This window comes from Acinetobacter sp. 231_lipA (assembly GCF_058243005.1).
Map to the genome: position 1 here is coordinate 3,356,636 of NZ_JBZAYU010000001.1, position 26,337 is coordinate 3,382,972.

29 protein-coding genes and 3 pseudogenes are annotated in these 26,337 nt (G+C 39.7%); 16 read left to right on the plus strand and 16 right to left on the minus strand.

All coding sequences use genetic code 11. The features are described 5' to 3' along the window. Nucleotides 1-33: 33 nt before the first annotated feature. A complete protein-coding gene (gene ftsY, locus AC4CUX_RS16485; protein ID WP_005401241.1) occupies nucleotides 34-1,140 on the minus strand; it encodes a signal recognition particle-docking protein FtsY in 1,107 nt (368 codons plus the stop codon). Nucleotides 1,141-1,330: 190 nt separating this feature from the next. On the opposite strand from ftsY, the gene AC4CUX_RS16490 reads away from it, so the two are divergent. Beyond that, on the plus strand, nucleotides 1,331-2,710 hold the full coding sequence (locus AC4CUX_RS16490; protein ID WP_490792573.1) for a M16 family metallopeptidase: 1,380 nt from the start codon (nucleotides 1,331-1,333) through the stop codon (nucleotides 2,708-2,710). Continuing rightward, the gene (locus AC4CUX_RS16495; protein ID WP_005401239.1) at nucleotides 2,710-4,302 is read left to right on the plus strand and encodes a M16 family metallopeptidase; all 1,593 of its coding nucleotides are present in this window, start codon (nucleotides 2,710-2,712) and stop codon (nucleotides 4,300-4,302) included. Before AC4CUX_RS16490 ends, AC4CUX_RS16495 begins: the two co-directional genes overlap by 1 nt. A 376-nt stretch (nucleotides 4,303-4,678) precedes the next feature. Here the strand turns inward: AC4CUX_RS16495 and AC4CUX_RS16500 are convergent, their stop codons facing one another. After that, nucleotides 4,679-5,038: a hypothetical protein gene (locus AC4CUX_RS16500; protein WP_005401237.1), complete on the minus strand. Its 360-nt coding sequence runs from the start codon at nucleotides 5,036-5,038 to the stop codon at nucleotides 4,679-4,681. A 217-nt stretch (nucleotides 5,039-5,255) separates the two neighbouring features. On the opposite strand from AC4CUX_RS16500, the gene AC4CUX_RS16505 reads away from it, so the two are divergent. From AC4CUX_RS16505 to AC4CUX_RS16515, 3 genes are all read left to right on the plus strand, one after another. Further along, the gene (locus tag AC4CUX_RS16505) at nucleotides 5,256-5,489 is read left to right on the plus strand and encodes an SEL1-like repeat protein (protein WP_004697075.1); all 234 of its coding nucleotides are present in this window, start codon (nucleotides 5,256-5,258) and stop codon (nucleotides 5,487-5,489) included. Nucleotides 5,490-5,629: 140 nt separating this feature from the next. Further along, on the plus strand, nucleotides 5,630-6,010 hold the full coding sequence (locus AC4CUX_RS16510) for a DUF2750 domain-containing protein (protein ID WP_005401236.1): 381 nt from the start codon (nucleotides 5,630-5,632) through the stop codon (nucleotides 6,008-6,010). A gap of 131 nt (nucleotides 6,011-6,141) precedes the next feature. Beyond that, nucleotides 6,142-6,573, plus strand: coding sequence for a CBS domain-containing protein (locus AC4CUX_RS16515; protein ID WP_005401235.1), 432 nt, complete (start codon nucleotides 6,142-6,144; stop codon nucleotides 6,571-6,573). 133 nt (nucleotides 6,574-6,706) lie between these two features. Here the strand turns inward: AC4CUX_RS16515 and AC4CUX_RS16520 are convergent. After that, nucleotides 6,707-6,919 (minus strand): annotated as a pseudogene (locus tag AC4CUX_RS16520) (tryptophan synthase subunit beta); the annotation flags it as partial. Nucleotides 6,920-6,954: 35 nt separating this feature from the next. On the opposite strand from AC4CUX_RS16520, the gene AC4CUX_RS16525 reads away from it, so the two are divergent. Beyond that, the gene (locus AC4CUX_RS16525; protein WP_000122230.1) at nucleotides 6,955-7,260 is read left to right on the plus strand and encodes an IS630 transposase-related protein; all 306 of its coding nucleotides are present in this window, start codon (nucleotides 6,955-6,957) and stop codon (nucleotides 7,258-7,260) included. A 47-nt stretch (nucleotides 7,261-7,307) separates the two neighbouring features. After that, nucleotides 7,308-7,802 carry an IS630 family transposase gene (locus AC4CUX_RS16530; RefSeq protein ID WP_005402039.1) on the plus strand — a complete coding sequence of 165 codons (495 nt, stop codon included), beginning with the start codon at nucleotides 7,308-7,310 and terminating at the stop codon, nucleotides 7,800-7,802. Here the strand turns inward: AC4CUX_RS16530 and trpB are convergent. The 9 genes and pseudogenes from trpB to AC4CUX_RS16575 form a co-directional block, all read right to left on the minus strand. Continuing rightward, a pseudogene (trpB, locus tag AC4CUX_RS16535) lies at nucleotides 7,793-8,803 on the minus strand (tryptophan synthase subunit beta); the annotation flags it as partial. The gene AC4CUX_RS16530 and the pseudogene trpB sit on opposite strands and share 10 nt — an antisense overlap. Nucleotides 8,804-8,844: 41 nt before the next feature. Next, a complete protein-coding gene (locus AC4CUX_RS16540; RefSeq protein WP_490792574.1) occupies nucleotides 8,845-10,032 on the minus strand; it encodes a vWA domain-containing protein in 1,188 nt (395 codons plus the stop codon). A 13-nt stretch (nucleotides 10,033-10,045) separates the two neighbouring features. Continuing rightward, nucleotides 10,046-10,897: an AAA family ATPase gene (locus AC4CUX_RS16545; protein ID WP_004697065.1), complete on the minus strand. Its 852-nt coding sequence runs from the start codon at nucleotides 10,895-10,897 to the stop codon at nucleotides 10,046-10,048. Nucleotides 10,898-10,919: 22 nt separating this feature from the next. Beyond that, nucleotides 10,920-11,303 (minus strand): hypothetical protein, encoded by a 384-nt coding sequence (locus tag AC4CUX_RS16550; protein WP_005401230.1) that lies wholly within the window; start codon nucleotides 11,301-11,303, stop codon nucleotides 10,920-10,922. A gap of 22 nt (nucleotides 11,304-11,325) precedes the next feature. Beyond that, the gene (locus AC4CUX_RS16555) at nucleotides 11,326-11,634 is read right to left on the minus strand and encodes a YcgL domain-containing protein (protein WP_004984643.1); all 309 of its coding nucleotides are present in this window, start codon (nucleotides 11,632-11,634) and stop codon (nucleotides 11,326-11,328) included. A gap of 129 nt (nucleotides 11,635-11,763) precedes the next feature. After that, entirely contained in the window at nucleotides 11,764-12,906 is a 1,143-nt protein-coding gene (locus tag AC4CUX_RS16560; RefSeq protein WP_005401229.1) for a ribonuclease D, read from the minus strand. A gap of 204 nt (nucleotides 12,907-13,110) precedes the next feature. After that, a complete protein-coding gene (recR, locus tag AC4CUX_RS16565) occupies nucleotides 13,111-13,707 on the minus strand; it encodes a recombination mediator RecR (protein ID WP_005401228.1) in 597 nt (198 codons plus the stop codon). A gap of 16 nt (nucleotides 13,708-13,723) precedes the next feature. Beyond that, nucleotides 13,724-14,053: a YbaB/EbfC family nucleoid-associated protein gene (locus AC4CUX_RS16570; RefSeq protein WP_004697049.1), complete on the minus strand. Its 330-nt coding sequence runs from the start codon at nucleotides 14,051-14,053 to the stop codon at nucleotides 13,724-13,726. Nucleotides 14,054-14,081: 28 nt separating this feature from the next. Then, nucleotides 14,082-15,269, minus strand: a complete 1,188-nt coding sequence (locus AC4CUX_RS16575) for an O-succinylhomoserine sulfhydrylase (RefSeq protein ID WP_005401227.1) — start codon at nucleotides 15,267-15,269, stop codon at nucleotides 14,082-14,084. A 142-nt stretch (nucleotides 15,270-15,411) separates the two neighbouring features. Between AC4CUX_RS16575 and AC4CUX_RS16580 the strand changes: the two genes are divergently transcribed. Next, nucleotides 15,412-16,503, plus strand: a complete 1,092-nt coding sequence (locus AC4CUX_RS16580) for an alpha/beta fold hydrolase (protein ID WP_490792575.1) — start codon at nucleotides 15,412-15,414, stop codon at nucleotides 16,501-16,503. Between the two features lie 15 nt (nucleotides 16,504-16,518). After that, nucleotides 16,519-17,391 carry an NAD(P)-dependent oxidoreductase gene (locus tag AC4CUX_RS16585; RefSeq protein ID WP_005401225.1) on the plus strand — a complete coding sequence of 291 codons (873 nt, stop codon included), beginning with the start codon at nucleotides 16,519-16,521 and terminating at the stop codon, nucleotides 17,389-17,391. A 71-nt stretch (nucleotides 17,392-17,462) separates the two neighbouring features. Here the strand turns inward: AC4CUX_RS16585 and AC4CUX_RS16590 are convergent, their stop codons facing one another. After that, entirely contained in the window at nucleotides 17,463-18,176 is a 714-nt protein-coding gene (locus AC4CUX_RS16590; protein WP_005401224.1) for a transglutaminase-like domain-containing protein, read from the minus strand. Nucleotides 18,177-18,380: 204 nt separating this feature from the next. Between AC4CUX_RS16590 and AC4CUX_RS16595 the strand changes: the two genes are divergently transcribed. After that, nucleotides 18,381-18,686: a putative quinol monooxygenase gene (locus tag AC4CUX_RS16595; RefSeq protein ID WP_004697038.1), complete on the plus strand. Its 306-nt coding sequence runs from the start codon at nucleotides 18,381-18,383 to the stop codon at nucleotides 18,684-18,686. 73 nt (nucleotides 18,687-18,759) lie between these two features. Here AC4CUX_RS16595 and AC4CUX_RS16600 read toward each other — a convergent pair whose 3' ends face one another. Then, nucleotides 18,760-19,479: an SDR family NAD(P)-dependent oxidoreductase gene (locus AC4CUX_RS16600; RefSeq protein ID WP_005401223.1), complete on the minus strand. Its 720-nt coding sequence runs from the start codon at nucleotides 19,477-19,479 to the stop codon at nucleotides 18,760-18,762. Between the two features lie 379 nt (nucleotides 19,480-19,858). Here AC4CUX_RS16600 and AC4CUX_RS16605 point away from each other — a divergent pair. The 5 genes and pseudogenes from AC4CUX_RS16605 to AC4CUX_RS16625 all read left to right on the plus strand — a co-directional run bounded on the left by AC4CUX_RS16605 (nucleotide 19,859) and on the right by AC4CUX_RS16625 (nucleotide 24,102). Beyond that, nucleotides 19,859-20,681 (plus strand): IS5 family transposase gene (locus AC4CUX_RS16605; RefSeq protein ID WP_087554504.1). Its coding sequence is split into 2 segments (ribosomal slippage): nucleotides 19,859-20,239 and nucleotides 20,241-20,681, totalling 822 coding nucleotides; the frame shifts between segments, so codons are not numbered across the junction. 370 nt (nucleotides 20,682-21,051) lie between these two features. After that, nucleotides 21,052-21,321, plus strand: coding sequence for a YARHG domain-containing protein (locus AC4CUX_RS16610; protein ID WP_004697032.1), 270 nt, complete (start codon nucleotides 21,052-21,054; stop codon nucleotides 21,319-21,321). Between the two features lie 30 nt (nucleotides 21,322-21,351). Continuing rightward, nucleotides 21,352-21,765, plus strand: coding sequence for an HIT family protein (locus AC4CUX_RS16615; RefSeq protein ID WP_005401222.1), 414 nt, complete (start codon nucleotides 21,352-21,354; stop codon nucleotides 21,763-21,765). 128 nt (nucleotides 21,766-21,893) lie between these two features. After that, nucleotides 21,894-22,845 (plus strand): annotated as a pseudogene (locus AC4CUX_RS16620) (IS481 family transposase). A gap of 201 nt (nucleotides 22,846-23,046) precedes the next feature. Beyond that, nucleotides 23,047-24,102, plus strand: coding sequence for a porin (locus tag AC4CUX_RS16625; RefSeq protein WP_005401220.1), 1,056 nt, complete (start codon nucleotides 23,047-23,049; stop codon nucleotides 24,100-24,102). Nucleotides 24,103-24,206: 104 nt separating this feature from the next. Here AC4CUX_RS16625 and AC4CUX_RS16630 read toward each other — a convergent pair whose 3' ends face one another. Further along, on the minus strand, nucleotides 24,207-24,827 hold the full coding sequence (locus AC4CUX_RS16630) for a YidB family protein (RefSeq protein ID WP_004984672.1): 621 nt from the start codon (nucleotides 24,825-24,827) through the stop codon (nucleotides 24,207-24,209). A gap of 108 nt (nucleotides 24,828-24,935) precedes the next feature. Beyond that, the gene (locus AC4CUX_RS16635) at nucleotides 24,936-25,403 is read right to left on the minus strand and encodes a DUF6231 family protein (protein ID WP_004697025.1); all 468 of its coding nucleotides are present in this window, start codon (nucleotides 25,401-25,403) and stop codon (nucleotides 24,936-24,938) included. A 34-nt stretch (nucleotides 25,404-25,437) separates the two neighbouring features. Here AC4CUX_RS16635 and AC4CUX_RS16640 point away from each other — a divergent pair, with 34 nt between their 5' ends. Then, nucleotides 25,438-26,307: a DUF2797 domain-containing protein gene (locus AC4CUX_RS16640; protein WP_005401219.1), complete on the plus strand. Its 870-nt coding sequence runs from the start codon at nucleotides 25,438-25,440 to the stop codon at nucleotides 26,305-26,307. Nucleotides 26,308-26,337: the final 30 nt, after the last annotated feature.

Genomic DNA, 26,337 nt, shown 5'->3' on the forward strand with positions numbered 1-26,337 from the left:
GATCTAACACTTTAAAAACAGTATTGTTGAATCTTATTTCTCTGTTTCGAACAAAGCAGCAACAAAGGATTTTGCAGAGAATGGACGTAAGTCGTCAATTTTCTCACCAACACCAATGAAGCGAATTGGAACATGCGTACGACTGGCAATATTAAATAGTACACCACCTTTCGCAGTGCCGTCGAGTTTGGTAATCGTCAGGCCTGTCAAACCAACTGCCTCATCAAACATTTCTACTTGATTAATCGCATTTTGACCTGTTCCTGCATCGACCACCAACATAACTTCGTGTGGCGCAGTCGCATCGATTTTTTGCATGACACGTTTTACTTTGGTCAACTCTTGCATGAGATGCCCTTTGTTATGTAAACGACCTGCGGTATCTGCAATCAAGACATCAACACCTTTCGCACGCGCACTTTCAAACGCATCGAAAATGACAGAAGCGCTGTCAGCGCCATGGCCTTGTGCGACTACGGCAATATTATTACGTTCACCCCAAATTTGAAGCTGTTCGGTCGCCGCCGCACGGAAAGTGTCCCCCGCAGCAAGCATCACTTTCTTGCCTTCACCTTGTAAGCGTTTTGCCAATTTACCAATGGTTGTGGTTTTACCCACACCATTTACACCCACCACCAAAATCACATAAGGTGTTTTATTCGGATCGATATGTAAAGGTTTCACACGTGGTGCTAGTAAAGCCACCAACTCTTCCTGAAGTGCTTTATATAGTGAGTGCGAGTAAATTAAATCGCCACGTGCAGTACGTTCAGTTAAGTTGGTAATAATGGTTTTCGTTGCATCAACACCGATGTCTGCGACCAAAAGCTGCTCTTCAACCTCTTCAAGCAGTTCGTCATCAATTTCCTTACCACCGATCAAAATATTGACCATACCATCGGCAAGGTTTTTACGAGTTTTGGTCAACCCGACTTTCATTCGGCTAAAGAAACCACCCCGTTCAGATGCTTCTGTTTCTTCTGAGCTTGTTTCAGTCACAATGACTGGATTAACCACTGTTTGCTCTTTTGTTTCAACGATTGGCACATTGACCACAGGTAAACTTGGTAGTGTGACATCGTCATCCCCGATATCAGCATCAATCAAAAATTTGTTCTGCTCATTAGATTGCTGTTGCATGCCGAATCCTTGAAAAGCACTGCGTTAAAAAAGACGGATTCTACCATAAAAGATAGGCTTTCGCTTAGCAACAATACTTTATGTAAACACTTAACAAATCAATACTTCTGGCGCTTGATCTACTTCGTATTTTTCTTAAGAATGGTTATTTATTGAAATGCTTTCACTTCAACCTGAGCCCAAATTTTATATGCATCACTTATTAGTCACGCATTCTTATAAAAAAAGTTTAGTTGCACTGGGTTTAACTCTGCTTTGTTTACCTATAACTACCCATGCACAAATACGCAGTGAACTTACCCGCAGTAGTTTTGAAACTACTTTAAGCAATGGCTTGCAGGTGATTATCCATGAAGATCACCGCTCACCGATGGTCATGACCCAAATTTGGTACAAAGTCGGTAGCACCGATGAGTCTGGAAATATAACGGGTATTTCGCATGTACTGGAACATATGATGTTTAAAGGCACCTCCAAAGTTCCCAATGACGAATTCAGTCGCTTAAGTCGAATCTATGGCGGTACAGTAAATGCCGCAACATTTACCAATTACACCAATTACTATCAGCTTTATCCTAAAACCTACTTCCCGATGACTCTAGAGCTTGAAGCAGATCGTATGCGTAATCTCTTGCTACGGAAACAAGACTTTGACCCTGAAATTAAAGTAGTGATGGAGGAGAGACGCCTGCGTACCGATGACAACCCACGCTCACTCGCTTTCGAACGTTTCAAATGGATTTCGTATCCCACAAGTCACTATCGTCAACCCGTCATTGGGCACATGAAACACTTGCAAAACATAAGTCTAGATGATGTGAAACAGTGGTATCAAAAATGGTATAGCCCAAACAATGCGATCTTGGTGATTGTGGGTGATGTCAATGCAGAATCCGCACTCCGACAAGTTCAAAAATACTTTGGCGACATCAAAAGTCATCCAACACCTGTACGCAATGATGTGACAGAGTTTGAAAACATTGGTTACCGTCACATGGAGCAAAATACCAATGTTGAGGTGCCAAATTTATATATGGCTTGGAATGTAAAATCACTTGCAACAACAAGCAATCCAGAAGATGTTTACGCGCTCACACTTATTCGAAGCTTGTTAGATAGCGGGATTAGCTCTCGATTGCAACAGCGCCTTGTGCGCGACAAAAAATTAGCGACCGCACTGAGTGTCAGTTATGATCCTTATAACCGTGGAGACAGTTTATTTAGTATCTCTGCACTTCCAGTCACTGGCGTGGAACTTCCTGAGCTACAAAAAGCCATTGAATATGAAATTGAGCGACTCAAAACAGAACTTGTTCAACCACAAGAGCTTGAACGGATTAGCACACGCTTTGTTGCAAACTTAATTTATGGTCAAGATGACATAGTCGGGCAAGCAAAGATGATTGGAAACTTAGCCGTGAATGGCTTGAATTATCGACTAATGGATCAGCTTCCACAGCATTTTGAAGCGGTTACACCTGAAGATATTCAGCAAGTTGCTAAAACTGCTTTTGTACGAGATAACTTAAGTACGTTGTACCTTCAACCAGAAAAGAAGGCCACAAAATAATGAAAAAACAAAAGACCATCTTTCACCTGTTATTTATTACCATGTCTACCTTTTGCACTACCAATGTAATTGCAGATGTAAGTACAAGTAGTATTAGCAATGATGACCCACGTACATTACAGTCTATTGCTTCTCTACAAAGCTTAAAACAGGTTCAAACCAGCGACCTTCATACAGCACCACATGTACACGAACTTAAGAACAAATACAAAGTTCGAAGTCTATTTGTTGAGTCACCCGCCTTACCTATGGTGGATATTCAACTTACCTTTAATGCAGGCTCTGCACGAGATGTAGAAGTAGAAAAAGGCCTATATGGTGTTGCCAATATGGCAGCACAACTCATCGATGAAGGCACTACGCAACATGATGCAGTTGAAATCGCGAATGCCTTTGAGCAAGTCGGGGCTCGTTTTAGCGTAGCTGTACACCGTGACATGTTTGTGGTTCGACTGCGTTCTCTGTCTGACCCTAAAAAACTAGATGCTGCGGTAAGTACGATGCTTGAAGTATTAAAAGACTCTACTTTTAAAAATAACAGTATTAGTTTGATGGTAAGTAATACCCAAGTAGGTCAGAAACAGTTGAAAGAAAGTCCGAGTCGATTGATGAGTATTCGCTTTTATCGCGCACTCTATGGTTCGCACCCTTATGCTGAACCGATTACAGGAACCAATGGTAGTATTAAAAAAATTACGACTCAGCACTTAAAAAAATTCAGAGATGAATTTTTGGTTAGTCAAAATATGAATATTGCACTGACAGGCCAACTCAGTGTGAAACAAGCACAAAAACTGGCTGAACGAATAAGTGCAGCCCTCCCACAAGATGAAGCGGCAAAGCCACTTGCTGTACCACAAGATAAACCTAACTTTGATATTCAACACATTCTGTTTAATTCAACTCAAGCCCACGTCACCATGGGACATCTATCAACCACGCGGGATGATCCGGATCGTTTAGCACTCGAACTGGCTAACCGTATGTTGGGTGGTGGTGGATTTAGCTCCATTTTAATGAAAGAACTGCGCGTTAAACGTGGATACACCTATGGAGCAAACAGTGCTTTTACATTTAGTCAAGCGGCTGGAAGTTTTAGTCTAAGTTATTCAACCCAGCAAGATCAGCTCATGGACAGCATACAAGTGGCGCATAAAGCCCTAGTTGACTTTGTCCATCAACCAATTGATGCACAGCAGTTAGAAGAAACTAAAGCCGGTATGTTACGCAGCCTACCTAACAGCTATAGCAGCAATGCAAACATCAATGCACAACTTGGCTCTATAGGGTTTTATCAGCAAGATGCGAATTATTTAGCCGACTACCCAAAACGTTTAGCTGCGATCACGCCTTTAGATGTTCAAAATGCGATACGTAAACACATTCACCCTGAAAGTCTTACCCTTGTGATTGTCAGTAATGCTTTAGATAAAGAGCAACTTCGACATATTTTAGAATTGAATCTTGATCCCAACATTAAGCAAAGCATACCTCATCCTGATCAAATTCCTGCGATTATTGAACCTCCGGAGCCAATGCCGGAAGCTGCTTTGCCCGATTCTGCTCAAACTGATGAGCCTGCATTAATCTAAAGTAATCAATATAGGAAATCTGGTTTTCCAAAACCAGATTTTGAGCCATCTCTTGTGTTTCTGGGAAAGTCGCTTGATGAGATAAGCGACTTACATTTTCAAATTGGCTTGGAGAAATGGGTCGAGATAAAGCAATACTCGATAAAACGACAATGAGCATAATGATCGACGCCATCAGACCATTATAAATTTGTACAAGTGTAATCTGTGATTTTAATTTAAAAATTTTTTGGATCGCAATTTGCATAACCTACCTCTAGTGAAACTAGTGTAAGTAGCGAATTGCATAATCACAAGTTGAAATGCTGAAAAATACCCCCATTAATGCTAAAGAGGACATAATTTCAGCAAGTCAGATTGTTTGTAAAGCAAAAGTCTAACCAACAATGCTACGAATAACTGCAAAATAGAGCACCAAGGCAATTACCCCCAATGCAATCATAATGGCGAAAGCCCCAACACCATTTTCTGCATCTGCAGGGTGTGCAGGATCGTCATCTGCAATACGTCTTAGCTCCCCATTGTATGTTTCATAAAAATCAACCCGTTGATTTTCATCAAGCTGACGTATGAAATCATAAACTCGTTTACGTTGTGCCAAACAAAAATCCCCAAGATGAATTTCTTGATGGAAAACTGCTTCATCTAATAGTGTTCGGTGATATTGCGCCAACGCTACAATTTGAGAAACAGTTGGAGGCATATCAAAATCAAAACCGTCTAATGTATTTGTCATGTTATTCTCCTTATAAAATACAGTTTCCTGTTTTATTATCATATTCAATCTTTTGATTGTTCATTGTTTAATCATGTAAACAAAATAAGATGAAGAATACTCGACAATATATTTGACAATTCCAGCAATTTGTAATAAATATTTAACATTAGCGTGATATTTATATCTAAAGGTAAAATTACCTTTAAGTGATCATAATTAGAATAAGGAGCTTAATATGATTCAACAAATCTCTCATCATGACTTAGAACATGCGTATGCGGATGCAGTAAACACCATTCAATCACAAATGAACTTCGTAGAAGCAGTACAACAGTTAGAAAGCGTTGCACGCGCTGGTCACGGTAAAGCAGCACTATTTTTGGCAGAACTTTATTATCAAGGTTTCCGCGTAGAGCGCGACTCGCTTAAAGCACAATACTGGCAACAGCTTGCCACCATGAAAGCATAATAAAACGTCACCTAGGTGGCGTTTTTTTTAAGCCTAACATTTTGATATGACATATTTATTTACATAGTTATGCAAAGCTTACACTGAACTTTCATCTTAATTATTTAAAATAGCGTCATGTTCCTTAATGACATAACGCTATGTACAAAATTTTGAAACTACAACCGATTTCAAATCATTTATATTTAAAAATCAATATTCTAAGAGGCATGATGTACTGCGGTATTCTTTGGGGGCTTTACAACGCTGAACAGCAAGGCTGGGCGATGACCTCAGATCACGATGACTATGTTTTCCCCTTTTGGCTCAATGGTTTACACGCACACCAATATGCTCAATTGCACTGGCCAAACTATATTCCTAAAAAAATCACGCCGCAGGATTTCCAAAGCGCATTATTGCCTACTCTGTCACGCTTAAAAGTCACCCCTGCGCTATGTAATGGCACAAAGCGCATGAAGCTCAGTACGTCTCAAATGCGTCACTTTTTCTTCAATGACCATATTCTAGCACCAGCTTAAGGCCCATTAAGAACAATAAAGCTCAATTAACTTGTTATTTTATTGAGAGCTATGACTGTAAAGTATTTGCTTTTTTTTTAAATCGCGCTAATTTAAATATAAAACAATAACCACAACCGAGGATATGCCCTATGACCAATGTTGCTCAAGTATTAAAAGATAAAGTACATCAAGCAATCTACACCATCAGCCCTGAAGCCACCGTTTTTGAAGCAATTTCACTTATGGCAGATAAAGGCATTGGTGCACTTGTGGTCACACACGAAGAACGCGTTGTAGGTATATTGTCCGAACGTGACTACATGCGCAAAGTCATGTTGATGGAACGTACTTCAAAGCAAACCACAGTCAATGAAATTATGACAGCAAAAGTACTGACGGTCACAACAGCAGTTACGGTTGAAGAATGTTTAGACCTTATGACAGATCGCCATCTACGTCACTTGCCCGTGGTTGAACAAGATAAATTATTGGGACTCATTTCTATTGGTGACTTGGTGAAAGCGGCAATGGATGATCAAAAGAAACTGATTGAGCAACTACAACAGTATATTTCAGGTTAAGTTTTAATGGTGAGGTGTTCAATAATGAACGTATACTCAGCATTGGCTACTAATGATAAAAAATAAAGTTGAAACCATATAAAAATCCCTGCACTAAGCAGGGATTTTTATATAACTATGAAAGGCTTAAAACTTAGTTCAGACCTAATTTTGCAGCGACATAGTCTGCATCTTTGTCGCCACGACCAGATACATTCACCACAATTTTAATATCTTTGGCCAACTTTGGAGCTTCACGAAGCACCCACGCCACGGCATGTGAACTTTCAAGCGCAGGTACAATTCCTTCAACTCGCGACAACCGCATAAACGCATCCAAGCACTCTTGATCAGTCGCTGTAGTGTATAGTCAAATCATTATAAAACCAATACAATGGTGCAATGAGTTATTCAGAACATTTTAGACGTAAAATTTTAGCTAAGCTTGAGGAAGGTTATTCTATTCGAGCGGTAGCTGCACAATTTGAAATTAATAAAAATACCATTGTTGAATGGAAGAAACGTATAGAGATTAAAAAAACTCGTGTACGTAAACCTTCTAAAATTAACGATGATGCTTTACGTGAAGATGTTGAAAAGTATCCTGATGCTTATCAATATGAACGTGCTGCACGTTTTAATTGTGGTGTTTCATCTATTGGTGCTGCATTAAAGCGCTTAAATATTACAGTTAAAAAAAGACGTTAAGCCATCCTAAAGCAGATACAAAGCTCAGGGATAAATTTATTCAGCAAGTGAATGAATTAGAAAAAAACCATCCGATTATTTATCTGGATGAAAGTGGTTTTAAGTCACATGATTACAGACCTCATGGCTACTCACGAAAAGGAGTACCCTGTTTAGGGCAATATAATTGGCAATTAAAGAATCAGACCAATGCTATTGGAGCAATCCATAAAGGGTATTTATTTTCAGTCGGTTTATTTGACTGCAAAATCAATTCAGATGTTTTTCATTTTTGGATTGAGCAATTCCTCATACCAGCATTACCTGAAAATAGTGTAGTGGTTATGGATAATGCAGCATTTCATAAAAGAGCAGATATTCAGGAGTTATTGGAACAACAAGGGCATAAAATTCTTTGGCTTCCTGCATACAGCCCTGATTTAAATCCTATAGAACAGATGTGGGCATGGGTTAAACGTAAGCGTAAAGAATGGTTGATCGATTCAGTCGATGAGTTATTTCAAGTTTTTTTCGAATCCTGTATGAATAATAAAGTAGTTTGACTATATTCAACACGACCTAAATCTTTCAGCAGACTGTGCTGAGGCCCGACGCCAGGATAATCTAGACCTGAAGCAATCGAGTGTACTGGTAACGGTTCACCTTGATCATTTTCAAGTACATAACACGCCATACCATGAATTTGACTTGGTTTACCTAAAGTTAAGGTTGCCGAGTGCATGTCGGTATCAAGACCATGACCAGCAGGCTCTACACCAATTAGTTTCACATCTGCATCGTTTAAAAATGCGGTGAAAGCACCCATAGCATTTGAACCACCACCCACACATGCAACCACATAATCTGGGTTCGCACCAAAGCGCTCATAGGTTTGTTCTTTAATTTCTTTACCAATAATCGACTGGAAGTCGCGCACCATCATTGGAAATGGATGTGGCCCAACAACCGAACCAATAGCATAGATATAATTGGTTGGATCTTTTAAATACTCTTCAAAAGCACTGTCCACAGCATCTTTCAATGTTGCAGTACCACGTGTCACTGAAATGAGTGTTGCTCCAAGGATTTTCATTTTGACGACATTGGGATGTTCTTTTTCAATATCCACCTGCCCCATATGAATTTCACACGGAATCCCGACCAAAGCACAGGCGGTTGCTAGTGCAACGCCGTGTTGGCCCGCACCCGTTTCTGCAATCACTTTGGTTTTACCCATATATTTTGCAAGCAGCGCTTCACCCAAACAGTGATTAATTTTATGTGCGCCTGTGTGGTTTAAGTCTTCACGTTTAAGATAAATCTGTGCCCCGCCCAACTGTTCAGATAACCGTTTTGCATAAAACAACGGACTTGGACGACCAACATAGTGCGCAAACAGTTCAGCAAGTTCAGTTTGAAATTCTTCTGTTACACGAATTTGCTCGTAAGCGACTTTAATGTCATCCATTGCCGCTTTTAAGTGAGGCGGGATAAACTGACCACCATAGCTCCCAAAAAAGCCCGCGTCATTAGGCAAAGCAATACCATTAATTTGATGATCCATTTTTATGATCCTTATTCTTAAAATGTGCTTTCTTTCCAGCTTTATCGTGCTAAATACTTAGTCATATCCTCAACGCCTTTGAGGGTCATTGGGTACATATGGTCTTCAAAAATTTGCTTAATCAAACCAATCGTATGGGTGTAATGCCAATAACGATCTTCTTCTGGGTTCAACCATGCTGTTTTTTCAAAATGGTTGCGTAAACGCTGTAGCCAGACATTGCCTGCTTCATCATTCATATATTCAACCGAACCACCCGCAGAATTGAGTTCATAAGGTGCCATAGAGGCATCTCCAACCACAATTACACGATAGTCGCGTCCATAGGTATTGAATAAATCCCATGTATTCATACGGGTGCTTGAGCGACGCACATTGTCTTTCCAAACATAGTCATATAAACAGTTATGGAAATAGAAATACTCTAAGGTTTTAAACTCAGTTTTCGCCGCACTAAACAGTTTTTCGCATTGTGCAATATGTGAATCCATCGATCCACCCACATCAAACAACATCAGCACCTTAATACGATTACGACGTTCAGGCACGAGCTGCACATCAAGTATGCCTTGCTTCGCTGTTTCGCGAATTGTACCATCGATGTCTAACTCTTCAGCCGCACCTTGTCTGGCAAATTTACGTAAACGACGCAATGCCATTTGCATTTGGCGCGTTCCGAGAATTTGATCATCATCCAAATTCTGATATTTACGTTGTTCCCAAACTTTTACAGCAGAACGTTTACGTCCTGGCCCACCAATACGCACCCCTTCAGGATGATCACCATAAGCACCAAATGGAGACGTTCCTCCAGTGCCGATCATCTTGTTTCCACCCTGATGTTTCTTATGCTGCTCGCGTAAACGTTCTTCCAGCATTTTCATGAGTTCTTCTAATGAACCTGCTTTCTTTAATTCTTCACGCTGCTCAGGGCTTAGATGCTTTTCTAAGAGTTCTAAATCGAACCAGTCTTTCGGTAACTTTTGAACTTTATTGAGTAAATCATCTAAATCAAAAGTTGAAATCCCATCAAAATAGTCCTTCATGCCTCGGTCAAATTTGTCAAAGAAGCGTTCATCTTTCACCATAATCGTTTTGGCGAGTTGATAGAACTCTTCTTGATCGGCAAAGACCAGACCTGAAGCAACAGCTTCATTCAGATCGATCAGTTCACGCGTCGAGACGGGAACACCGTATTTGCGTAAGGTATAAAACAAGCGCACAAACATGCGTGTTTCTCCTTTAACGACGAGACATGAAGGCTAAACGTTCAAGCAACTGTACATCTTGTTCGTTTTTAATGAGTGCGCCATATAAAGGTGGAATGGCTTTAGACTTATCATGATTACGCAGTACATCTTCTGGCATATCATCGGCCATCAGCAAGCTTAACCAGTCAATCAATTCAGAAGTTGATGGTGGTTTTTTTAGACCCGGAACTTGACGTAATTTGAAGAAAACTTGTAATGCTTCATTGACCAATGCAGTTGAAATTTGCGGAAAATGAACATCAATAATTTCACGCATGGTTGCGTCGTCTGGAAATTCAATATAGTGGAAGAAACAACGACGTAAGAATGCATCTGGAAGTTCTTTTTCATTATTTGAAGTAATAATCACAATAGGACGTTGTGATGCAGTAATGGTTTCGCCTGTCTCATATACATAGAAAGACATCTTATCCAATTCATGCAACAAGTCATTTGGAAACTCAATGTCTGCCTTATCAATTTCATCAATCAATAAAACACAACGCTCTTCACTGGTGAACGCTTCCCACAATTTACCCGGTTTAATATAGTTTTTAATGTCATAAACACGGTCGTCACCCAGTTGGCTGTCACGTAGACGTGAAACCGCATCATACTCATATAAACCTTGCTGGGCTTTTGTGGTTGACTTGATGTGCCAAGTCAATAATTTTAAGCCTAAGCTCTCAGCCACTTGTTCAGCCAGTAAAGTTTTGCCCGTACCCGGCTCACCTTTGACCAATAAAGGCTTTTGTAAGCTACGTGCAGCTTTTACAGCAAGTTTTAAACTATCGGTAGCGATGTACTGATCTGTACCCGTAAATTGTTGTGTTTCAACAGACATGATTAAACCTTATTTTTATTAATTACAGCGGTGAATGATTGTTACTGATAACTACTTTGGTTTTATTAGCCACATATTTTGACCAAAAGAAACCGATCACAAGCCCCACACCCATGACAAAGAGAATCAGTGACAAATTTGACCAAATGAGTGCTGATTCTTTCGTTAACACACCGAAAAGCAAGCCAAAAATAGCCGGTGCAATCGATGAATTTGGCCCTTCGGAAACCGTTGGCGTCAATAAAATGGCAAAGATCATCATCCATGTGATGCCACCCAACAGCTTCGGTAGGTGTGTGGCAATGGAATACCAACACCACAAAATTAGCAAACTGCCCAAAAGGTAAACTGTGACAGCAATACTGTCTTCAGGAATTGAATCGAGCATTGAAAGAAAACTATCCACGGTGCAACTCCTGAATTATGCTTTATGCGCCACGAAGGCCTTCTGGTGCCGCAGCGTTCGGATTGATTAATCCTTCTGGTGGCATTTGTAGGAAGAAGCCCTGAGTTTGAATCGAATCCATGACATGCAATACATTTACACGGGCCAATTTACGCGCTTCACTCAACTCTAATGACATCACAAAAGTCGCTCGACCAAATGCAACACGAACAGCTTCAGGTAAAACATTCAATGGGCTAAAATCTTCAGCGGCTTGATCGGCTTCAGTTGGACAAGCAATATAAAGATACATTTCATCTTTTTTACTTGATTTATAAATAGAACATTGCATATCTAAAACAGCACTCAAATAACTCAAGCCACAGGATACATCAAATAAAAGCAGCTGACATTAGTCATGATTAACGCATCAGTCGTGATTTTGTATAAATATTCAAACTTCAGACCAATTGACTAATTCTTAATCCATGACTTTCATTTGCGTCGAAAGATAGCTTTCATCACGGCGTAGAAGTTGAATTAAAGGTTGGGTTAGCAAATCATAGCGCCAACCTAATAAATAATCAGGCAAGTCTTGCTCATCATTATGAAAAACCACATGTTGATGCAGTGCGTTCATCCACTTTTTGCGCATTAACACTTCTTTAGGAATACTGGTTTCATTGACCACATTTTGAATTAAGTGATCAATCTTCTCTCCCACATCTTTTGAAGAATGACGGATCGGACGTGCCATGCGTAGCGGCCAATCCGCTTGCTCAGGCAAGAACTTCACCAAATCTAAAATGGTTGTGCCGTGCTCACGGACAACATTTTGACGTATGTCTTTTACACCCGATAACTGAAAAGCATTTTTCGGATTTTTCTCAACCAAATCAATCATGCTTGAGTTTTTCAAAATGAAACTACGTGGTGTATTTAGCGCTTTCACTATGTGTTCACGCCATACAGCCAACTGCTGCAACTGCATTAACTGACGACGTGAATGTCGATAGTTGCCAATATCTTGATAGAGTAAATGCAAAGGCGTTTCTGTCGCGATCTCTTGCGTCAGATGCTGACAGTCTTCAAGTGCAAAATGTAAGAGTGACTTTGAATCAAGTTCTTGTTTAACTTTTTCTGAGAGATTCATTAAGTACAGCACATCGTTTGCCGCATAGCTCAGTTGTGCAGGGCTTAGTGGACGCGCCAACCAGTTTGAGCGCGTTTCCCCTTTGTCGATATCGACATCCAGCATTTGTTTCAATGCATTTTGATAGCTCACTTGTAAGCCATGTCCTAAGAAAGACATGCCCACTTGGGTGTCAAATACATTGTTTAAGGTTTTATGCTGTGCATAGTGATAAATCAGATCGATATCTTCACTACAGGCATGAAAGACATTTTGCTGTGCGCGAAAAAGTTTATTCCAAAATTCAGATAAATCGAGTGTCGTACCATCGAGTAAATAGACATTGTTTTCGACATTGATTTGAAATACGCCTAACTTTGGCCATAAGGTATCGACTTTGATGAATTCTGTATCGAGTCCATAGACTTCGTTACGATCCATTTTTTCTAAGACTGGTGTTAAGTCTTGTTGCTGCTGAATAAACTGAAACATATCCTACTGCGTCTAATGCTAGATGCTCTTTGGGCTATCTTACCTGAATAAGATGATTTAGCTATCAAGATTTCTAAGGGTTTTTTAATTATTTGCCGTTTTTTGTGATTTTTTATACATCTAGATTCAAATTAATATTTTTTTATCTTATTCAAGATTTCAATCTTGTAGCTCAACTAAAAAATGAAACAAGTATCGAAATACTTATTTCATTCGCATTCTATTATGTACAGCTTGGCTTAAGGTATGGCTATCGACATATTCAAGTTCACCACCCTGTGGTACGCCTTGTGCAATGCGCGTCATTTGGATCGGTAAATGTTTCGTTGCCTCAACCAAATAATGCGCTGTGGCCTGACCTTCTACCGTTGCATTGGTCGCCAAAATCACTTCTGTTACTTTACCATCGCCTAAACGCTGGATTAGATAAGGAATGCCGATCTCTTCAGGCCCAACACCATCAAGTGGGGATAAATGCCCACCCAATACATGATACTTACCACGGAAACTGCCACTTTGCTCAATCGCCATCACATCTGCTGGAGACTCAACCACACAAAGTAGTTGATCGTCACGTTCATGCGAGATGCAAATATCACAAACTTCGTTTTCAGTCAGTGAGTGACACAAACTGCATTCGTGAATATAGCTGGTGGCTTCGTTCAAAGCATGTGCAAGACCCACAGCCCCTTCACGATTTTTCATAATCAGATGAAGCGCCATGCGCTGAGCCGATTTTGGCCCAACACTTGGCAAAATACGTAAAGCTTGTACCAATTGATCAAAACGATCGCTAAACACTATACGTATTCCTTAATTAGAATAAACCAGCTAGACCTGGTGGTAAGCCTGCACCTGAGTTCGCAGCTTTCATACGCTCTTCAGTGATTACTTCGGCTTGACGTGCAGCATCATTCATTGCCGCAGCAATTAAGTCTTCAATCATATCTGCATCATCTTGCAATAATTCAGGATTGATTTCGATACGTTTTACCACATTACGGCAAGTCATCGTCACTTTAACCAAACCACCACCAGCTTCAGCATGCACTTCAGTTTGCGCAAGCTCTTCTTTAGCTTTTTTAATGTTGCTTTCCATGTCTTTTTGCATGCGTTGAGCTTGTTGCATTAACATATTAATGTTCATTAAAATCTCCGAACATAAAATTAAAAAATTAGATTAAGTCTAAACCACGTGTGATATCGCGAATAATATCATCAATATCTTCTAAACCAACAGAAACACGAATTAAACCTTCACGAATTCCTGCGGCTTGTTTCGCTTCTGGTGAAAGTTTGCCATGGGTAGTCGTTGCAGGATGGGTAATGGTCGATTTGGCATCGCCCAAGTTGCCTGTAATTGAAATAAACTGAGTATTGTCAATAACAGTCCATGCCCCTTCGCGCTCGCCTTTCACTTCAAAAGAAACGATCCCACCAAAGCCTGTTTGTTGCTTCGCTGCAAGTTCATGCCCAATATGCTCTGGTAAACCTGCGTAATACACTTTTTCGACTTTCGGGTGTGTATTTAAGAATTCTGCCAGCTTTTGCGCACTTGCTGAGTGCTCACGCATACGTAAACGTAAAGTCTCTAAGCCTTTTAAAAATACCCATGCATTGAAAGGACTCATTGAAGGCCCTGTAGTACGCACATAACCAAATACTTCTTCGAGTAGTTTATGACTACCCACTACTGCACCACCAAGAGCACGACCTTGACCATCCAAATACTTCGTCGCTGAATAAATCACCAAGTCCGCACCAAACTCAATTGGACGCTGTAATACTGGTGTGCAGAAACTATTATCAATCGCTAAAAGTGCGCCATTGGCATGTGCGATATCAGCAAGTGCTTGAATGTCTGCCACTTCAGCCAAAGGATTCGACGGAGACTCAACAAAGAGCAATTTAGTTTCAGGCTTAACGGCATTTTTCCATGCATCTAAATCTGTTAAATCGACAAAGTCGACAGTTACACCAAACTTAGCCACATATTTTTCAAACAAAGATACGGTCGAACCAAATACCGCACGTGAACAAATCACATGATCGCCCAGTTTTAAAAATGACATTGCCACGGCCATAATTGCGGCCATACCTGAACTGGTTGCCACTGCACGTTCTCCACCTTCTAAAGCTGCAAGGCGTTTTTCAAACATTGCAACAGTTGGGTTGGTAAAACGCGAGTAGATGTTCCCTGGCTCTTGACCTGAAAATTTTGCTGCGGCCTCTGCTGCATTTTCATAGACAAATGATGAAGTTAGAAAGATAGGTTCGCCATGTTCTCCCTCGAAACTACGCGTATGCCCAGTACGAATGGCTAAGGTATCTAATTGGTATTCAAATTCGTCTTGTAGGCTCATGGCTCTGGTTCAGTCGACAGACTGCCTTTGTAAAGAATTGCCAACATTTTGAGCGTCTAGGCTATTTAAGGTCAAGGTAAAATACGCGAATATTGATTAGACTTCGATCAAACTTTCTGCTTATTTGAGATCTAAGACCTATATGCACTCTTTAAAAACTAAAATTTCAACGCATCAAAATAAATTAAAGAATCTTTCTACGCGCATTTTTAATGGAAAGTCACTCATTTTGTCACAAAGCACACCTTATGAAGTGATTGAAACATTTGATCTGACCCAAATTCGCTATTACGCACCTGAAGTGCGTAAGTATAAAGAACCCTTGGTTTTTGTGGTCCCGCTAGCCATCAATATGTCTATTTACGACCTTTACCCTTATCGCTCACTGGTGAAGTACTTCCAACAACAAGGCTTTGCCGTATATGTGATTGATTGGGGGAAATTAAATATTCATAACCGTCATTTTAACTTTCTGACGTTTATTGATCATTATATTCCACTCTGTATACAAAGCATTTTAAAACATAGTGATAGCGAGCAAATTTCTCTGCATGGTTGGAGTATGGCTGGCATTTTCGTGACCTTGTATACCGCCCTACATCAACCCAATTTTGTGAAAAATTTAATGGTTTTAGGGAGCCCAATTGACAGTTATAAATCTGGGCGAAATGGACAGTTCTTTGCATATCTCAATCGAATCATTTCAAAAAGCAAAGCAATACAACAGCAAATTTATCAGGGCAAAATACCAAAGCGCCTGCTTCATACCACTGGGAGATTAAATACTTTTGGTTTTAAAATCATTGATCCTATCGGTTGGTTTCAAAGTCATAAAAACCTACTGCTTAATTTAGATGATCATGAAGCTTTGTATGAACATGCCACCATTGGCGGTTTTCTCAATCGTATGATTGATTATCCCGGCGGCATTAACCAAGACATGCTTTTTAATGTTTGGCTGCGTAATCCACTCAAAACTGGACTAATCACATTAAATGAGAAAAGCATTGCTTTAAAAAATATACAGTGCTCATTGCTTGTAGCTGCGGGGACAACAGGCCAACTTGTTACAGCAGAGGCAGCTCAACCATTAACCCAATTGACAAGTAGCACCGATGTCACGTTTACTCTTATCCCAGGGGGACATTTAGGACTGATGTCGAGTAAGCGTAGTGCCGATGAATTTTGGCCACAACTGGCTCAGTGGTTAAGTGAACGTTCAAGTAAAATTTAAATACTAAGGTTTGAGATGATTCAGTCAGTTGCATTTATCGGTCTAGGCGCCATGGGTTATCGCATGGCATCACACTTACCTAAACACTTTGAACACGTGTGGGTATGGAATCGCAATTTTGATAAAGCAAAACAACATGCGGAAGCCTATGGCACGCAGGCGGTCGAACTTGCGCAAGCCGTTCAGGCCGATGTAGTCTTCTCTTGCCTTCCAACCAGTCAAGATATTGAAGACTTACTTGCACAAGTTGAGCTTAAAGCAGGCAGTATTTGGGTCGATTGCACCAGCGGTGTACCTTCTTCTGCAAAAAAAGTAGCTGAACTGCTTAAACAGCAAGGTGTGGACTTTTTAGATGCACCTGTGAGTGGTCAAACCATTGGCGCTGATAATGCAACCCTTACGGTTATGATCGGTGGTGATGCCGCAGCTTTTGAACGCGCACTACCAGCGATTCAAGCGTTTGGTAAACTGATTAAACACGTGGGCGAATCGGGTGCTGGTTTTGCAGTTAAAGCCGTAAACAATATGCTTTTGGCTGTGAACCTCTGTGCTGTTGCCGAAGGGTTTACCACACTCAAGGCTCATGGCGTAAACTTAAACGAAGCATTGGATTGCATTAATGCATCGAGTGGTAAAAGTGGCGTCACTGAAACTGTTTTGCCCCAGCGCATTCTCAACCGCAGCTTCCCGCTTACTTTTGCACTCCCCCTATTAGCAAAAGATACGGGCATTGCCGTTGATTTAGTCCGCGAAGCAAAACTATCCGCACCTGTGATTGGACTGGCTCAAAGTTTAATTCAAAGTGCCAGTGATTTATCTGAAGCAGACAGCGATTTTTCTTCCGCAGTTAAACTATATGAGTCATGGAGCAAAATTACTTTAGAGTAATGCTTATCATAGTCAGTCATACTTTAACTTTAATCATAAGTAAAGCTATTCCGATGGCCGAACAAAAAGCCTCATAAAGAGGCTTTTTGTATATTTCTAATTTTATTGACGTTTTGATTCATTAAATGTCTAACTACATATTTAAAAATTATAGGCTGTATCGGACTGAGCTCTTGTTGATGTAGATTATAAAAATCATCTGGGCTATCAAATAAACCGAAATCTTGGTTAATCCCCTTGTCTTGGATAAAAGTATCATTCAAATTCCAATCAATAGGTGGATTTTCAAAGTTCTCGGTAAATACCCCAAAACCACAAAAGGTTGTTGTTTGATGCTTATTTATACTTTGTAATTTTTCTAGATAGAGTCGATCAAGAATTACACCCTCCTGAATATACCATTGTCCATTCACATGAACTTCGACCCAACTATGTAAAATATTCTTGGGCGATAACTTATACCAAATGCCTTTGATTGCGCCTTTTTGTAGGGCTTTATCGATGGTAAACCCATGTATCCGCGTGGCTACACCCACTGCTCGGAGTAACGCCATCAATAACGTTGCTTTGGTATTACACTGACCATAACCGTCGCTTAAGACTTGAGATGCCTGTATCGTATCTCCCGTGTTATAGCCAAATTGAACTTCATCACGAACAAAGTTATAAATATTCCTCACCTTATTAACTTCATCAAGATCTCTCCATTTGCGTTGTTCAATCAAGTTTTGAATCGATGGATGGTAGTAATCTAAAATCGGCGTCTGTTCTAATAGCCTTTGCATACTCAGCTCTCCAATATAGTCATTTTGATTTAAAAACATGGAGTTAGTCCAAGGTCAATGTTTTTACTGCCCACTTTTATAATGAATTAAGATTAAAGATTGTTTTGAGCTTGATTAATTTTATAGCAGAGCTCTATATACTCAATTAATTCGGCACATATACTTGTGTATAAAAAAACTAATTAAATTTAGGATAAAAAATTTATGCTTAAAGTCATTGCTCAGGATTTTATTAAACTAGAACATCTTAATAGAGTCATGCCTTTATATCGTGAACTTGTAGAAAAAACAAAAGCTGAACCGAGATGTATATCCTACGACCTATTTATTGATCAGAAAGATGCTGGGCATTTTATATTTATTGAAGAATGGCCTGATCGCGCTGCACTAGATGCGCATTGTGAAACGGAGCATTTTAAAAGACTAGTACCGTTAATTGACCAATACCAAAGTGCTGCAGGAACCTATATATTAATGGATGAGTTTTTACACCAAAGTAGCTTCACCTAGATCGAATATGGTATCGAAAAATAAAACTATCCGATAAATACGTCCCTGTATAATTGCAACCAAACATCTTGATTTAAATATTTTCATCTTTCATTGCAGGCATAAGGATTTCTTTAACACAAGATGCATTACTGGTGGAGATGATAAATTTTATGGCTAAGATAACATCGGACAAAGGAATTAAAGCATGATTGGTCTCTGCCAATACAGTTTCGGTTGGAACATCTGCTTCATATTCTGTTGCTAAATACCCTAGATTTAAAACACTCACGCCAATCAGGTCGTTACGCAAAATCTCCCGCAATGATTGAGCAATTCCACGCAAAGCATATTTCGTTGCAGAAAAGACCAACTCTTTGCCATTATGATTATCTACACCCCACGTAGAACCAATCAATATGACTTTAGCGTTATCCGATAACTTTAAATTTTCTATCAAGGACTGAAGAGACTGAATACAAGTATTAATGTTTGTATTTAGAATGGTATTTAACTCGGCAGATGAAACCTCTTCAAAGTTATAATTCTCTGTAAAAGCATTATTTTCCCAAATTCCAACATTATAAATAAGAACATCTATTTTCTCATCTTTGACTGCTTTTTTTACTTTATCCACCGCCTCTTCAGGAGTAGATAAATCTGCACAAATCCAATTCAATTGAGCATTATTTTTAGGAATAGAACGAGAGACACCATAAACTTTATCCTGAGCTTCAGGCACTAAGTTTACAATCGCTTTGCCTAAGCCTCTACTTGCGCCATAAATTAGAAATGTTCGACCTAAACCATTCATATTTTAATTCATCCTTTTATAACGAACTACATAATGATTTAAACTTAAGTTAAGTTTAAATCAAGCTTTATTCATCATTTTATATTTTACTCGATGGTTTATATTTAGCTCTTAAAGACTATAATTCTCTAATCCACAGAAAATAAATTACATTTCCATAATTTATTTTCCACCCACTTATTTCAAGTAAATCCCCAGCATAAGGCATTCAATAATTAAATAGTAATAAATAAAGCTTTTAGACTGTCTAAAATAAGCATACAAAAGAGTCCATTTAAGACAGCAAAATATCATTAACCGATAATGATACATAAGCGCTTAATTCACAAAAAATGAATAGATCTCTTGCGAAAGTAAAAACCACCTCAATATAAATTTCATGAGATATCAGAAATTAAATCGTTTTTCAGATTCTGAATTCAAACGCTTGGTTGGCGTACCTCGACAAGTTTTTACTGAAATGGTAGAGGTTTTAGAAAAAGCAGAATCACTCAAAAAGAAATCAGGTCGTCCTCATACTTTAGATATAGAGGATCAGTTGTTATTAACTCTCAATTACTTACGGAACTACAGCACTCAACTGGAATTAGCGGCAAATTACCATATCGCTGAAAGTAATGTGAATCGAACCATTAAAAAGGTTGAAGATGCATTGATGAAATCAAGACGTTTTACTCTGCCAAAACGAAGCATTACCACAGCAGACGAACACTTTAACTGGGTCATTATTGATGCGACAGAATGTTCAATAGAACGTCCGAAAAAAAAATCAGAGTAAGTTCTACAGTGGTAAAAAGAAGAAACATACGCTAAAAGCACAAGTGATCTATCATCCGAACAGCAAACAAATCATAGGGCTAGATATATCGAATGGCAGTCAGCATGATATTAAATTGGCAAGAAAAACGGTTAAGAAATTCAAACATTGTGAATATGTTATGACCGATTTAGGGTACTACGGATTAGAGCAAGATGGCTTTAAATTATTGATGCCAATAAAGAAAAAGAAGAATTTACCCTTATTTGATGTTGAGAAAAGGTACAATAAAATGATTGGAAAAATACGAGTTGTGATCGAACACATTAATAGTCAATTGAAAACATTTAGAATATTAAGTGAACGCTATCGAAATAGACGGAAAAGATTCGGTTTACGCATTAACTTAATTGCTGCACTCGTAAACCGGATAAACTTGCAATAATGACTTTCGCAAGAGATCTAATAACTTAAAAAAATTCATTGCTAATCGTATAAAAATGCCTGAAATAGAATTTGAGATGAGGCGAACATTAAAGGTTTAAAAAGCTGACGCACTGTGACCCTCTCAATAAAATTTAAAATGTTAGAGCCTAAAAAAGTTGTAAAAATAGGCTGAATTACATAAAAAACTGAAATATCCATTTCCACCTTGTATTTTAAAAGCTATTGATATATATAAATTTTATGTATTATATGCAGCAATTATGAAGTAAAATTACAATTGAGTAAGAACTCACCATTGAATAAACAGAACAAACCCCTATAAAGTAATAGCGTGACTACATACAATGTTACAAACTGAGGAAATTCTCATGAAAAAGTTGACTGTAGCGGTTTTTGCCAGTCTTGCAACATTAATCGGGGCGCAAAGTTTTGCGGCATCACCTGAGCAAGAGTGTCAAAAATTAAAAGATGATCATGATGTCATTTATGCATCTAAAGGTTTCTGTTTCAAGGACCCTGAAGCGAAAGCAAAATTTGGCAATGATAATTGCTACACCACTAAACCGAAATTCTCTGAAAAAGAGCAACAACGTCTTGACGCCATTAAAGAACGTCAAAAAGAATTGAACTGTAAGTAAATCAGTTTAAGCGAAACTTAAGGAATAGACATGGCTTACGATGAGCAAAACATTTTTGCACGGATTTTACGTGGTGAACTTCCAGCCATTAAAGTATATGAAGATGACCAAGTTCTTGCATTCATGGATATTATGCCTCAAGCAGACGGTCATACTTTAGTCATACCCAAGACACCTGCGGTGACTTTACTCGACCTCCCTGCCGATGCTGCTGCCTACACCATTCAAGTGGTACAAAAAGTAGCAAAAGCCATTGAAGTCGGTTTGGATGCCCAAGGCATTGTCCTCATGCAACTGTCTGGAGCTGCTGCTGGGCAAACCGTTCCCCATGTACATTTCCACCTCATTCCGAGTTCGGTACATGAGCTAGGTAAGCATGCATTACAAATGGGTGATCAAGACAAAATCAAAGCACAAGCAGAAAAAATTCGTGCTGCTTTGTAATTCCATCCATTCAATCAAGGAGCTTCGGCTCCTTTTTTTAGGTCTAAAAATAAATAAGATCAATAATCTAAGTGTTTAGTCCCAGATTTTAATGGTGCAATATTCTCAGATAAATGGAAGGAAGCACTATGGGACAAGTTCTACACAGCAGCGCCACAACGACACAGGCAGTGCGTCGAGCAATACAAAATAGTCAAGAGAGCTTAAGAACGCTAGCCAAGCGTTACGGCATCAATCAAAAGACCATCGCAAAATGGAAGAAACGTACTTCAGTAGATGATCTTACAACCGAGACAAAGAATCCTCGCTCAAGCGTGTTATCGCCTGAAGATGAGGCGGCAATTGTTGCTTTTCGAAAACGCACTTTATTGCCGCTAGACGATTGCCTTTATGCATTGCAGCCGAGTATTCCTTATCTGACACGCTCGTCGTTACACCGCTGCTTGCAGCGGCATGGTATTTCACGAATGCCTGAGGTACAAGGTGATCGCCGTTGTCAAGAAGCGCTTCAAGAGCTACCCTATTGGTTACTTTCATATCGACATCGCTGAGATGCAAACAGCACAGGGTAAGCTTTATCTCTTCGTTGCCATTGATCGCATTTCCAAGTTCGCGTTCACTGAATTGCATACTAAAGCCAGTAAGATGGCAGCCGCGGAGTTCCTACGCAATCTGATTAAGGCTGTGCCCTATAGAATCCATACGGTGCTAACAGATAACGGCATCCAGTTCACGAACCGCACCTGTGATCGCTACGCCTCTGAGCACATCTTTGATCGGGTTTGTACTGAATGTGGCATTGAACATCGTCTTACCAAGGTTAAGCATCCATGGACCAATGGACAGGTCGAGCGGATGAACCGAACGATTAAAGAAGCTACTGTCAAACGGTTCCATTACGACGATCACACTCAGCTATGCATTCACCTTGCTGATTTTATTGCTGCATATAACTTCGGCCGTAGACTCAAAACACTCAGGGGCCTGACTCCCTACGAATTCATCTGCAAACAGTGGACAGATGAACCTGAACTTTTTAAGATTGATCCGATCCATCAAATGCCGGGACTAAACATCTAAGCACTCAAAATCAAGCTTAACAATTTATCGCGGAAATGCATTTGACATTGAGTTGTTTAATATTTTTGTAATATTACCTTAATATTAATGACTTATTTGTAATCAATAATGAGCGCCAAGAGACAGAAGTCTGATGAATAAAAAGACGACTGAATAACCTTTTATAGACGAATCAACAAAAAGTCTTTCTTGGAGCTACACATGAAAAAAACACTTTGCGCATTAGCAGTTGGGGCAACTTTACTTACACCAGCTTTAGCAATGGCTGCTGACGTAAAAATTTATGGCCGTGCGCATGTTTCTTTAGACTATCTGGATGATGGCGCTGACTATAACGAAGTTGGTCTTTCTTCAAACGCATCACGTTTAGGCTTCAAAGCTGAACAAAAATTAGAAAACGGCATGACTGTTTTTGGTCAAATCGAGCAAGAAGTTAACTTTGCTAGCGGTAGCCAAGATGGCGATGGTGTAAAATTTGCAACACGTGATACTTTCGTAGGTTTGAAAGGTGACTTTGGTCAAGTACGTGCAGGTCGTTTTGACAGCCCGCTTAAAGCAGCACGCGGTCCAGTCAACTTCTTTGGTGACATGGTTGGCGACATCCGTAACGTAACACGCGTAACTAAAGATGCAAATGTACGTTTTGACGAACGTAATGAAAATACAATTGAATATAAATCACCAAAATTTGGTGGTGGCTTTAATGTAATCGGTGCATTATCTCTACATGAAGGCACAACAAAAGCTGAAGATGATAAAGATAAAGCATATGACCTTGCTTTAACATATAAAGAAGGTCCAGTTGATTTTGCTGCCGCTTATGAACATTATGAAGAAGATGCACGTGTTGAACGTGATGGTTTCCGTGTCGCAGCTGCTTATAAATTCACACCAGAATTAAATGTAGGCGCGTTATATCAATATACTACTATTGATGGTGGTGTTGGAATGAACGCTGATGCTAACGTATTTGGTGTAGCAGCTGACTATAAAGTTGCGCCAAAAACTTACGTACGTGGTCAAGTATTCCACCGTGATGTAGATGCCGAAGATGCAAACTCAACTTTAGTTGCTGTAGGTGTAGAGCATCGTTTAGATAAAGCAGTACGTGTTTATGCAAACTTGGCGACAATGCTTAATGATGAAAATGCCTACTTAACTCCTTGGAATCAAGCACGCAGCAATGGTAAAAATGTTTATGCTGCTGTTGGCGAAAACGCTACCGCACTTTCTTTAGGTTTCCGTTACGACTTCTAAGTTGTATTCCCCTAAAAATTAAAAAAACACGCTTCGGCGTGTTTTTTTAATTTAGAATTTTAAGTAATAAAACAGACATTCTAGAATGGCTTTTTATTTCGAATTTAGCGTTTTAAGAAACCCGAAACTAAGTTCAATACCTGTTGAATATCCGCGTTGGCTTCTTGAGGGTTGGTTTGTCCGGCTTGCGGGGTGAGTGAATCAATAATTTGCGGTAACACTTGTGAAATCGCACTATATACATCTTGTTTAGGCGCATTGGCTTGCTCTGCAACTTGCTCCACCGCGGCATCATCAAACAAGTTTTGCACTTGTTCTGGATTTACACTGGCATTCTCCCCTGGTCCTGTTGAAACCCAGTCTTCAACCTGACTGCTTAAACCTTGCCCTTTGAGTTTATCTAAAGCTGCCTGCAAACCACCTTGCTGTTGAATCCATGCCAAAATCAAAGGCAATACCGCAATCAATAAACTTTTTCCACCGCCTGCGAATCCTGAATTCTGCGAGTTTGGCGCCTGCTGCGACTGCCCACCAGTCAAACCACCCAACACCGAGCCTAAAATATCACCCAGACCACCCTGTTGTGTTTGGCCTGCACCACCCGCTCCGAGTTGTCCAAGCACCGAACCCAAAATTCCACCCAAACCACTTTGTTGGTTTGACTGTTGCTGACCGCCCATGGCCTGCTTTGCTAAAATTTCTATAATATTATTCAGGTTCGTCATCACTTTATCCTTTCTAGGTTTTTTAAACAGCATACGATGTTTAAAAAAACCCTATAGAGATAAATTGTTAATTTTTGCTATGAATGGAAAAATACAGTCGCAGTCAAATCACCAACGGAATTTATTCCAGTTTTCAGGATTCGCCCAAAACTTTGAATTAAACCAGTCAGGCACATGCTTATAGGTCAAAATATTAAATTGCCATAAAGCAAAGTCTTTACCATGCGTCGTTTTATCGATCAGTTGAGTAAAACCTAAAGCACGAAGTAGTTGTTCATCCTGCAATTGACTCACCACCACAATACGCTTTGCCATCAAATCTCTTAAACGCACCAATAGTTGTGATTTTTGTTGTGAGCTTATATTTTGCATTTCTGCCGTGTCAAAAAGCACAAAACCTAAGTCATAGCGCTGGGTAAAAGGCAGACTTAAAAAGTCAGATACGCTAAAATATTGCCATTGAATAGATTGATGATGATTTGGGCTGAGATCCTGCCCAATGCACAATGCAGTTGAAATAGGCTGTTCTTGAGATAAATCGTCTAGCATAGAAGTAATGACGTTCAGTTCAGCCATAACCGCATCCTTAATATTGAGTGAGTAATTCTGTATGGAACTTCAAGGCATTTGCCATAAAATGCATGCAGGTCTTAAGGACCTTAGTGTAACTGATCAACATACACACAAGGCAAATGTTGAATATAAATTTATCCTAGATCGTTCAGAAGTTGACCTTCCTTTTAACTTGGGTCAAGAAATCGAGATTGAATGGACTGGTAAAATCTTCTGTGTTTCATGTGGTACGAAGACTTCTAAATCATTTTCACAAGGCCATTGCTTTAAGTGCTTTAAAACCAAAGCCTCTTGTGACATGTGTATTATGAAGCCCGAAACCTGTCACTACCACCTAGGCACCTGCCGAGAAGACAGCTTTGCGCATGAAGTTTGTTTCCAGCCACATATTGTTTATTTAGCCAACTCAAGTGCCCTAAAAGTTGGGATTACACGGATTAGCCAAATGCCAACCCGTTGGCTTGATCAAGGTGCAACCCAAGCCCTTCCAATTCTGAAAGTCGGTTCGCGCCGTCTTTCAGGCCAGCTCGAAATTATGTTTGGCACACAAGTGGCAGACAAAACCGATTGGCGTAAACTGCTCAAGGGCGAAGCAGAACCACTCGACTTGATTGAAGTTCGCGAACAACTCATCGAAGAATTTGCACCTAAAATCCAAGCCATTCGTGAGGAATTTAGTCAAAACCTTGAGTTCAATGAAACAGTCGAGCTTTTGGATACTGAACTGCCACGCGAGTTTGTTTATCCAGTTGAGCAATATCCTGAGAAAATCAAATCCCACAATCTGGATAAAACCCCAGTTATTCGCGGGAAGTTACAAGGGATCAAAGGTCAGTACCTGATTTTAGATACAGGCGTGATTAATATTCGTAAATACTCAGGTTATGAGCTCAAAATTCGTGCCTAAGCTTGTTTATCCTTAAATAAAATTTGCTTA

Excerpts from the sequence above, each read along its gene's own strand:
- AC4CUX_RS16625 (WP_005401220.1), top strand. The coding sequence starts at position 23,047 with ATGAAAAAAACACTTTGCGCATTAGCAGTTGGGGCAACTTTACTTACA.
- AC4CUX_RS16560 (WP_005401229.1), bottom strand. The coding sequence starts at position 12,906 with ATGTTTCAGTTTATTCAGCAGCAACAAGACTTAACACCAGTCTTAGAA.
- AC4CUX_RS16615 (WP_005401222.1), top strand. The coding sequence starts at position 21,352 with ATGGCTTACGATGAGCAAAACATTTTTGCACGGATTTTACGTGGTGAA.
- ftsY (WP_005401241.1), bottom strand. The coding sequence starts at position 1,140 with ATGCAACAGCAATCTAATGAGCAGAACAAATTTTTGATTGATGCTGAT.
- AC4CUX_RS16490 (WP_490792573.1), top strand. The coding sequence starts at position 1,331 with ATGCATCACTTATTAGTCACGCATTCTTATAAAAAAAGTTTAGTTGCA.
- AC4CUX_RS16610 (WP_004697032.1), top strand. The coding sequence starts at position 21,052 with ATGAAAAAGTTGACTGTAGCGGTTTTTGCCAGTCTTGCAACATTAATC.
- AC4CUX_RS16590 (WP_005401224.1), bottom strand. The coding sequence starts at position 18,176 with ATGCAAAGGCTATTAGAACAGACGCCGATTTTAGATTACTACCATCCA.
- AC4CUX_RS16545 (WP_004697065.1), bottom strand. The coding sequence starts at position 10,897 with ATGTCTGTTGAAACACAACAATTTACGGGTACAGATCAGTACATCGCT.
- AC4CUX_RS16505 (WP_004697075.1), top strand. The coding sequence starts at position 5,256 with ATGATTCAACAAATCTCTCATCATGACTTAGAACATGCGTATGCGGAT.
- AC4CUX_RS16570 (WP_004697049.1), bottom strand. The coding sequence starts at position 14,053 with ATGAACATTAATATGTTAATGCAACAAGCTCAACGCATGCAAAAAGAC.
- AC4CUX_RS16555 (WP_004984643.1), bottom strand. The coding sequence starts at position 11,634 with ATGCAATGTTCTATTTATAAATCAAGTAAAAAAGATGAAATGTATCTT.
- AC4CUX_RS16495 (WP_005401239.1), top strand. The coding sequence starts at position 2,710 with ATGAAAAAACAAAAGACCATCTTTCACCTGTTATTTATTACCATGTCT.
- AC4CUX_RS16515 (WP_005401235.1), top strand. The coding sequence starts at position 6,142 with ATGACCAATGTTGCTCAAGTATTAAAAGATAAAGTACATCAAGCAATC.
- AC4CUX_RS16585 (WP_005401225.1), top strand. The coding sequence starts at position 16,519 with ATGATTCAGTCAGTTGCATTTATCGGTCTAGGCGCCATGGGTTATCGC.
- AC4CUX_RS16640 (WP_005401219.1), top strand. The coding sequence starts at position 25,438 with ATGGAACTTCAAGGCATTTGCCATAAAATGCATGCAGGTCTTAAGGAC.
- AC4CUX_RS16635 (WP_004697025.1), bottom strand. The coding sequence starts at position 25,403 with ATGGCTGAACTGAACGTCATTACTTCTATGCTAGACGATTTATCTCAA.
- AC4CUX_RS16575 (WP_005401227.1), bottom strand. The coding sequence starts at position 15,269 with ATGAGCCTACAAGACGAATTTGAATACCAATTAGATACCTTAGCCATT.
- AC4CUX_RS16595 (WP_004697038.1), top strand. The coding sequence starts at position 18,381 with ATGCTTAAAGTCATTGCTCAGGATTTTATTAAACTAGAACATCTTAAT.
- AC4CUX_RS16500 (WP_005401237.1), bottom strand. The coding sequence starts at position 5,038 with ATGACAAATACATTAGACGGTTTTGATTTTGATATGCCTCCAACTGTT.
- AC4CUX_RS16580 (WP_490792575.1), top strand. The coding sequence starts at position 15,412 with ATGCACTCTTTAAAAACTAAAATTTCAACGCATCAAAATAAATTAAAG.
- AC4CUX_RS16630 (WP_004984672.1), bottom strand. The coding sequence starts at position 24,827 with ATGACGAACCTGAATAATATTATAGAAATTTTAGCAAAGCAGGCCATG.
- AC4CUX_RS16525 (WP_000122230.1), top strand. The coding sequence starts at position 6,955 with ATGAGTTATTCAGAACATTTTAGACGTAAAATTTTAGCTAAGCTTGAG.
- AC4CUX_RS16540 (WP_490792574.1), bottom strand. The coding sequence starts at position 10,032 with ATGTTTGTGCGCTTGTTTTATACCTTACGCAAATACGGTGTTCCCGTC.
- AC4CUX_RS16600 (WP_005401223.1), bottom strand. The coding sequence starts at position 19,479 with ATGAATGGTTTAGGTCGAACATTTCTAATTTATGGCGCAAGTAGAGGC.
- AC4CUX_RS16510 (WP_005401236.1), top strand. The coding sequence starts at position 5,630 with ATGTACAAAATTTTGAAACTACAACCGATTTCAAATCATTTATATTTA.